This is a genomic window from Streptomyces sp. ISL-66 (assembly GCF_018614135.1).
Classification (GTDB): domain Bacteria; phylum Actinomycetota; class Actinomycetes; order Streptomycetales; family Streptomycetaceae; genus Streptomyces.
Window position 1 is genome coordinate 391 of sequence record NZ_JAGGOW010000194.1, and the last position, 7,764, is coordinate 8,154.

Consider the following 7,764-nt stretch of genomic DNA (forward strand, 5'->3'; position numbering starts at 1 on the left):
CGGGCGTGGAGACCACCACCGGCCCCCTCGGCCAGGGCTTCGCCAACGCCGTCGGCATGGCGATGGCCGCCCGCCGCGAGCGCGGCCTGTTCGACCCGGAGGCCGCCCCCGGCGCCTCCCCCTTCGACCACACCATCTGGGCCATCGCCTCCGAGGGCGACCTGGAGGAGGGCGTCGCCCACGAGGCGAGCTCGCTCGCCGGCCACCAGCGCCTGGGCAACCTCGTGGTCCTCTACGACGAGAACCGCATCTCCATCGAGGACGACCGGCAGATCGCGCACTCCGAGGACACCCTCGCGCGCTACCGCTCCTACGGCTGGCACGTCCAGGAGGTCGACTGGACCGCGGGCGGCGAGTACCGGGAGGACGTACAGGCCCTGCACCAGGCGCTCACCACGGCCCGCGACACCACCGACCGGCCCTCCCTCGTATCGCTGCGCACGATCATCGGCTGGCCCGCGCCCCGCAAGCGCAACACCGGCGGCATCCACGGAGCCGCGCTCGGCGCCGAGGAGGCGGCCGGAGCGGCCTGGACCCCTCGCTCTCCTTCCAGGTCCCCGCCGACGTCCTGGCCCACGCCCGCCGGGTGGCGGACCGGGGCCGCGAGGCGCACCGTCAGTGGGACAAGACCCTGGCCGACTGGCGCGCCGTCAACCCCGAGCGCTCGGCCCTCTTCGACCGGCTCTCCGCCGGCGCGCTGCCCGAGGGCTGGCAGGAGCACCTGCCGGTGTTCCCCGCCTCCGGCCAGATGGCCACGCGCAAGGCGTCCGGCGAGGTGCTGAACGCGCTGGCCGCCGTACTGCCCGAACTGTGGGGCGGCTCCGCCGACCTCGCCGAGTCCAACCTCACCACCATGAAGGGCGAACCCTCCTTCATCCCCGAGGATTTGGCGACCGAGGCCTACGCCGGGCACCAGTACGGGCGGACCCTGCACTTCGGGATCCGCGAGCACGCCATGGGCGCCGTCCTCAACGGCATCGCCCTGCACGGCGGCACCCGCCCCTACGGCGGCACCTTCCTGGTCTTCTCCGACTACATGCGCCCCGCCGTCCGCCTCGCGGCCATGATGAAGCTGCCGGTCACCTACGTGTGGACGCACGACTCCATCGGCCTCGGCGAGGACGGCCCCACCCACCAGCCGGTCGAGCACCTCTGGTCGCTGCGCGCCATCCCGGGCCTGGACGTGGTCCGGCCCGCCGACGCCAACGAGACCGTCGTCGCCTGGCGCACCATCCTGGAGAACGGCGACCGCCCGGCCGGCCTGTGCCTGTCCCGGCAGAACCTGCCCGTCCTGGAACGCACCGAGGACAGCGGGCTGTCACCCGCCGAGGGCGCCGCGCGCGGCGGCTACGTCCTGGCCGAGGCCGACGGCGGCCTCCCCGGGGCCATCCTCATCGCCACCGGCAGCGAGGTGCCCATCGCGCTCGACGCCCGCCGCATCCTGCAGGCCGAAGGGCTCGCCACCCGCGTCGTGTCCATGCCGTGCCTGGAGTGGTTCCACGCGCAGGAGGAGGCGTACCGCGAGGCGGTGCTGCCGTCCGAGGTGGCCGCCCGCGTGTCCGTGGAGGCGGGCTCCAGCCTCGGCTGGTACGCCCTGGTCGGCGCGGCCGGCACCTCGCTCGGCATCGACTCCTTCGGCGCGTCCGCCCCGTACCAGTCCCTGTACGAACTGCACGGCCTGACCGCGCCCAAGGTCGCCGCGGCCGCCCGCGCGAGCTTCGAGCGCGCGCAGCGCAAGAGCGGCGCGGGACGATGAGTACCGCGACCGTGCTCGACGCCCGCATCCCCGGCTCCAAGAGCATCACCAACCGGGCGCTGCTGCTCGCGGCCGCCTCCCCGGGGCGCAGCCGTCTCTCCGCGCCGCTGGTCAGCGACGACACCCTGGCCTTCCGCGCCGCGCTGACGGACTTGGGCACGGGGGTGCGCGACGTCGGGGACGGCGGATACGGGTACGGCGACGGCTCGGGCTACGGAGACGGCTCCGGCGAGGTGTGGCAGGTCACCGGCACCGGCGTCGGCCCGGCCGGCCGCGGCCGGGTGTGGTGCGCGGACGCCGGTACCGCCGCGCGCTTCCTGCCGCCCTTCGTGGCCGTCGGGCACGGCGAGACCGTCTTCGACGGCTCCGAGCAGCTGCGGGCCCGCCCGCTGCGGCCGCTGCTGGACGCGCTCACCGGGCTCGGGGCGCGGGTGAGGGGCACGGGCCTGCCCTTCACCCTCACCGCGGACGGGCTGGCCGGCGGCCGCATCGAGCTCGACTCCGGACTCAGCAGCCAGTACCTCTCCGGGCTGCTGATGGCCGCGCCGCTGATGGGCGGACCGCTCACGGTGGACGTGCCGCGCCTGGTCAGCCGCCCCTACGTGGACATGACGCTGGCCCTGATGCGGCAGTTCGGCGCGCGCGTGGAGGAGGAGGGCGGCGCGATCACGGTCCATCCGGGCGGGTACGCGGCCACCGACCTCACGATCGAACCGGACGCCTCGACCGCCTCGTACTTCTTCGCGGCGGCGGCCGTCACGGGCCGCACCGTACGGGTCCGGGGCCTCGGCACCGACAGCCTGCAGGGGGACACCGCGTTCGTGGACGTCCTGCGGCTCGCGGGGGCGGAGGTGACGAGGACCGGGGAGTGGACCGAGGTCACGGGCACGGGTGGGGGCACGGGCACGGGCGGGGGGATCGGAACCCACCCGCTGCGCGGCGGCTTCACCGTCGACATGGGCGATATCTCGGACACGTTCATGACGATGGCCGCGATCGCCCCGCTCGCCGACGCCCCCGTCACCATCACGGGCATCGCCCACGCCCGCTTGAAGGAGTCCGACCGGATCGCCGCCGTCGCGGGGAACCTGCGGGCGCTCGGCATCCGCGTGGAGGAGGGCCCGGACCGGATCACCGTCCACCCGGGAGTCCCCGTACCGGCGACGATCGACTGCCACCGGGACCACCGCATCGCGATGTCCTTCTCGGTGCTGGGCCTGCGGGCACCGGGCATCACGCTGGACGATCCGGCGTGTGTGGCGAAGACGTTCCCCGGGTTCCACGAGGAGCTGGGGCGGCTGTTCGGCTGAGGTGTGTCGACGGCGTGCAGGGTCCGGGACAGTGGCTATCCGCTATCCCGGACCCTTCGCTGCGCCGGGCGCGGGGCCCGCCGGCGGCGGTGCGGGTCGCTGAGGTTCACCTGGCACGGGCCTGGAGGTCCGAGCAGAATCCCCTTGCTCAATGGTCAAGAGTCGTTGACCATTGCTCGCATGGCTACCGATGATCTTCCCGAGACGTTTCACGTCACCACTGACGAGCAGCTGCGCGCCGTCTCCAATCTCACGCGCCACCGGATCATGGCCGTGCTCCGCTTCGAGCCGGCGACGATCACGCAGATCGCCGAGCGGGTGGGCCTTGCGAAGGGGAGTTCCAGCTATCACGTGCGGCTGCTGGAGCGGGCCGGCCTGGTGAAGGTGGTGCGGACGCGGAAGGTGCGGGGTGTCACCGAGCGGTACTACGCGATGGCCGCGCGGGCGATCGCGCTGCCGGATCCGGGCGAGGGAGGGCCGGATGTGCTGATGCGCCACGCGGTGGCGGACCTGGAGGCGTCGCCGGTGGACGAGCGGCACGTACGGATGGCGCATCTGCGGCTCACCGAGGAGCAGTTCGCGCAGCTGGGGGCGCGGCTGCAGGCACTGGCGGACGAGTACCGGGAGCTGTCCGATCCGTCGCTGCCGGACGCGTCACTCGTCTTCGCACTGTTCCGCCCGACATCGCGCGAGCAGGCCGAAGGGGACGCCAAGTGACCTCAGGCGTTCGGAAGTTGCCGACCGGGTTCGGACGACTGTGGACCGCGCAGACGATCTCCTCGCTCGGAGACGGGGTGACGCATGCCGCGCTGCCGCTGCTCGCGTTGACCTTGACGCGGGATCCGATGGCGCTCGCCGTCGTCACGGCCGCCGGGACGCTGCCGTGGCTGCTCTTCGGGGTGCTCGGCGGCGCGCTGGTGGACCGCTGGGACCGCCGGCGCACGATGTGGGTCGCGGACGCGGCGCGTGCGGTGCTGCTCGCGATACCGGCGGCGGCGGCCGCGCTCGACGTGCTGAGCATTCCGCTGCTCGCGGCCGTCGCCTTCCTGCTCGGCCTCGGCGGACTCTTCTTCGACACGGCCGCCACGGCCTATCTGCCGGATCTGCTCGGCCGCGACCCCGCACTCCTGGAGCGCGCCAACTCCCGCCTGCGCGGCGCCCAGACCGCCGCGTCCGGCTTCGCGGGGCCGCCCACGGGCAGTGCGCTGCTCGCGCTCGGGCGGGCGGTTCCCCTGCTCGCCGACGCGGTGTCGTTCGCGCTCTCCGCACTGCTCGTACGGTCGCTTCCCGCCATGCCCCGGCCCGTACCGGAGGCCCGCGAGTCGCTGCTTCGCCAGGCGCGGGCCGGGGCCTCGTACGTCTTCCGGGACCGGTTGCTGCTCGGGCTCGCGCCGCGCCCGGCGGTCGGGAACGTCGCCTTCCTCGCCGTGGAGACCGTGCTCGCCCTCTTCGCGCACGACCGCCTCGGCATCGACACCTTCGGCTTCGGCCTGCTCCTCACGGCGGAGGCCACCGGCGGTCTGCTCGGCGCGGGCATCGCCTCCTTCCTCGGCCGACGCCTCGGCACCGGCACCGCACTGACCTGCACGGCCGCCGTCGAAGGGCTTGCCATCCTGGGCCTGGCCGCTGCCCCGAACCCGTACGTGGCCGGGCTGGCGCTCGCCGTCTGCGGGGCCGGCATGGGCGCCACGATGGTGCTCGGGCCCTCCCTCCGGCAGGCGATCGTCCCGGCCCGCCTCATGGGCCGGGTCGCGTCCACCTCCCGCATGCTGGCCATGTGCGCCGCCCCGTTCGGCGCCTTCCTCGGCGGCTGGCTGGCCACCACCTACGACATCCGCACCCCGCTCTACGCCGCCGCCGGCCTCCTCCTGGCGATGACGGCCGTCACGGCATCCATGACCAGCAACCGCCGGGTCGAAGCGGCGCTGCGCGCCGCCGCCCCGGCCGACGGTCCAGACCACCCGGCATCCAAGGACCCCGCCCAGGTGAGCGCACCCGACTTGTTGTGACGCCAAGGAAGAACGCCGTCGACCCGCTCGCCGACCAGCCCCGGCCCGAGGGCAGCGCCCCTACGGCTCCCCGGACCTTCGCCGGACGCACGTCGGGCGCAGGTCCGGGTGATGTACGAGATCACCGAGGCGACCGTCACCATCGTGGTCATCCACGTCGGCGGCCTCGGCTGACACCCCGCAGCAGACGGTGAAGGGCCGGACCGATCACGGTCCGGCCCTTCACCGTCTGCGTGGCCAACGGCCGGAGCCTGACGCACTCACCGTCACCGTCATTGGAACGGGGGCTCTCCGCTCCGGGTTCTCGTACGTATTCGGCCGCGGACCGTGAGTCCCAGGGGCCAGCCCCTGGACCCCGCCAGCGCCTGGCCGCGCTGGACCGGCCTTGGCGTGGGGGGCTGCTCGCCCCCCAGACCCCCTCGCCAGGCGCTCGGGCGCCCTGGACCCGCCCCCCTCATGCCCTGCCCCGGCTCCCTGACGGTCGCCGGTGCACCCCTCGGGCGCGGGGCGCCCTCACTGGGCACGAGGGCCGGGGGAATGCGTGCCCCCCCAAGGATCGGGCTGAGGAGGGGGAGTTGAGGGTCCTGTCGAAGGCGCGGACCGCGGGAAGTGAGCGTGTGTGGGCTGAGGTTCCGGGATGGACTTCGTCGTACGGCAGCTGCCTGCTGGCGGTGTGTCAGCTTGGATCCGGGCGGAAGCCGTTTCGTGGGGGCGGCACCTGGTGAGGGCATGGGGCACGTTGCTCTTTGGTAAGAGGGCGCGGCCGTCGTAAGGCTGTGACCTGCAGGTTTATTCGACGGCATGTGTCCCCCAGGACACATTTGGTGCTTCGGAATGTGTTTCCGGCGAGCACATTCCGCGGAAAACTCAAGCTCTCGTGGAGATTTTGGCAGCGCGCATGGCGCGCCTATCGCCGCAGGTCAGGAGGGTGCGTCGGAGCGATGGGGTGGTCCTTCACTCGAACGCCTTGCCCGCGAATGTGTCGTCACTGCGACACATGAAAATCAAGGGGGAGTGGAGTTCTGGCACTTGGGGGCAAGCTAACTTCACGCACCGTGGAGTTTCGGTGCCTCGTTCGAACGGGCTCCGAGCAGAGACGGCATTCGATGCCCCTGTACGCCAAAAGACAATCGCAGCTTGTTTTTTTGGATAGTGTCGGACCGCCTGAACCACGAGGAGGTCCTGTGACATCGCGCAGAAGGGCGGCAAGATGATCACACGGTCCACGGTCAACCGCGCCGTGCAGGCGTTGTGCGGATACAACTGGGTGGAGAAGGCCGGCAACGGACGCATCCGGATCAACGTGCGCCTGTGGTTCCACGGCAACAGCACGGCCCAGCACCAAGTACTCGCCGAGATCGCGGACCGACACGACCACGACGCCGAGGCGTTCCCCTACGCGGTGGGTCCGCGAGGCGCACGGCAGGAAGAGCTCGACCTCGGCCTCGCCGTCGAAGAGACTGTTCGCGGAAGGCGGCGTACCGGATGACCGAGCTGCCGCACCCCCCTACGGGCACCTGTTCCAGAGGAAGGCCGACCCATGGCTAACGTCATGTCTCCGATCGTCGCGGAGCGCATCTGGGCGCTGCCTCTGTCGGGCTCAGCCGTGAAGTTCCTCCAGTACCTCGTCGCTCGCAGCGACTTCGGTGGAGTGCTGCCGGTCCGCCAGAAGGACATGGCGGCCGAGTACGGGGTTACTCCGCAGGCCGTCAGTGGGCTCATGGCGCCGCTGTGTGACTTGAACCTGGTGCTCAGGCCGCGCAGCGAGGAGCGCAAGGGGAACTCGTACCGGCTGCACCCGCTCGCGGCGAAGTACGAGACGCCCGAAAGCATGGAGGCGGCGTTTCGCGCGGCCTACGTCCGCATCCAGGTGGGGGACCTGCCCAACTTGAAGCTGCCGACGTACCACCGGACGCCACCCGCTCCGGTCGGCCGGCCGAAGCTGGGCGTCGCCTGACGCGTGCGATGGCCCGCTGGGCCGCCGCCGGAGTCACCGTCAGATCCACGACGCGACTACCAGGGCCTGTAGCCGTCGCCCGCGTGATCGACGATCACCGGGCGATGCGCGCCCTGCCTCGTGAGGAGTGCGGGAGGGTAGGTCAAGCGAGGAGCCTCAGTCAATGGGGTTGATGTGATGCTTATCACTGAAAAGGGTCGCGACTCAGCCCCCCTTGAGCGCTTCGAACGCCAAATGATCCCGTGTGGCACGGAAGGAGCCCGACACATGCCGACAAGCCCTCCATCAGGCATTTCTGACTCCCCGCCAGCTTCGAGCGGCCTGCGGTCGGGGTGGGCGGCTGGACAGTAGCTCCGCCTTTTGATCAGTTCAAGAAATGTGACTTGCGTCACCTGGTGGGGCGGTGGGACGGCGCAACCACGTCGGGCCGGTCCTCAGTACCGTTGCGCTCAAGCGAACTTCCCGAAACGACGAAGGGAAGCATCAGGCCTTTGCTTGGCGGCTGACCTGAGACTTCCCCGTCGCGTCACGGATGTTCGGCGCTCATCCTTCGCCCATCTCATTGACAGACAGCAGGAGCCGAACCCAGTGACTTCCATTGAACGTACCTCAGATCAGCCCGCGGGCATCAGTCCGGCCCTGGCCTGGGCGCAGCTCGGCGTGGCCGTGACCTGCCTCACGTTGAGCGTGATCATTGGCCTTACGGGCCCTCTGAGGGGCCTCGCGTTTTCC

Annotated in this window: 5 protein-coding genes and 1 pseudogene; all 6 read left to right on the forward strand. The window is 71.4% G+C overall.

Annotation, left to right across the window (positions count from 1 at the left end; all coding sequences use genetic code 11):
- A pseudogene (locus J7E97_RS31965) lies at positions 1 to 1,756 on the forward strand (transketolase family protein); the annotation flags it as partial.
- On the forward strand, positions 1,753 to 3,066 hold the full coding sequence (gene aroA / locus J7E97_RS31970; RefSeq protein ID WP_215034544.1) for a 3-phosphoshikimate 1-carboxyvinyltransferase: 1,314 nt from the start codon (positions 1,753 to 1,755) through the stop codon (positions 3,064 to 3,066). The pseudogene J7E97_RS31965 and the gene aroA, both read left to right, overlap by 4 nt.
- Positions 3,067 to 3,246: 180 nt before the next feature.
- Entirely contained in the window at positions 3,247 to 3,783 is a 537-nt protein-coding gene (locus tag J7E97_RS31975) for a transcriptional regulator (protein ID WP_215034546.1), read from the forward strand.
- A complete protein-coding gene (locus J7E97_RS31980) occupies positions 3,780 to 5,075 on the forward strand; it encodes an MFS transporter (protein WP_215034548.1) in 1,296 nt (431 codons plus the stop codon). Before J7E97_RS31975 ends, J7E97_RS31980 begins: the two co-directional genes overlap by 4 nt.
- Before the next feature lie 1,210 nt (positions 5,076 to 6,285).
- Entirely contained in the window at positions 6,286 to 6,564 is a 279-nt protein-coding gene (locus J7E97_RS31985) for a hypothetical protein (RefSeq protein ID WP_251055465.1), read from the forward strand.
- Positions 6,565 to 6,615: 51 nt separating this feature from the next.
- Positions 6,616 to 7,032: a hypothetical protein gene (locus J7E97_RS31990; protein WP_215034550.1), complete on the forward strand. Its 417-nt coding sequence runs from the start codon at positions 6,616 to 6,618 to the stop codon at positions 7,030 to 7,032.
- The last annotated feature ends 732 nt before the right edge of the window (positions 7,033 to 7,764 follow it).

Coding starts and splice junctions, on each gene's coding strand:
- aroA (WP_215034544.1), top strand. CDS start 1,753: ATGAGTACCGCGACCGTGCTCGACGCCCGCATCCCCGGCTCCAAGAGC.
- J7E97_RS31975 (WP_215034546.1), top strand. CDS start 3,247: ATGGCTACCGATGATCTTCCCGAGACGTTTCACGTCACCACTGACGAG.
- J7E97_RS31985 (WP_251055465.1), top strand. CDS start 6,286: ATGATCACACGGTCCACGGTCAACCGCGCCGTGCAGGCGTTGTGCGGA.
- J7E97_RS31990 (WP_215034550.1), top strand. CDS start 6,616: ATGGCTAACGTCATGTCTCCGATCGTCGCGGAGCGCATCTGGGCGCTG.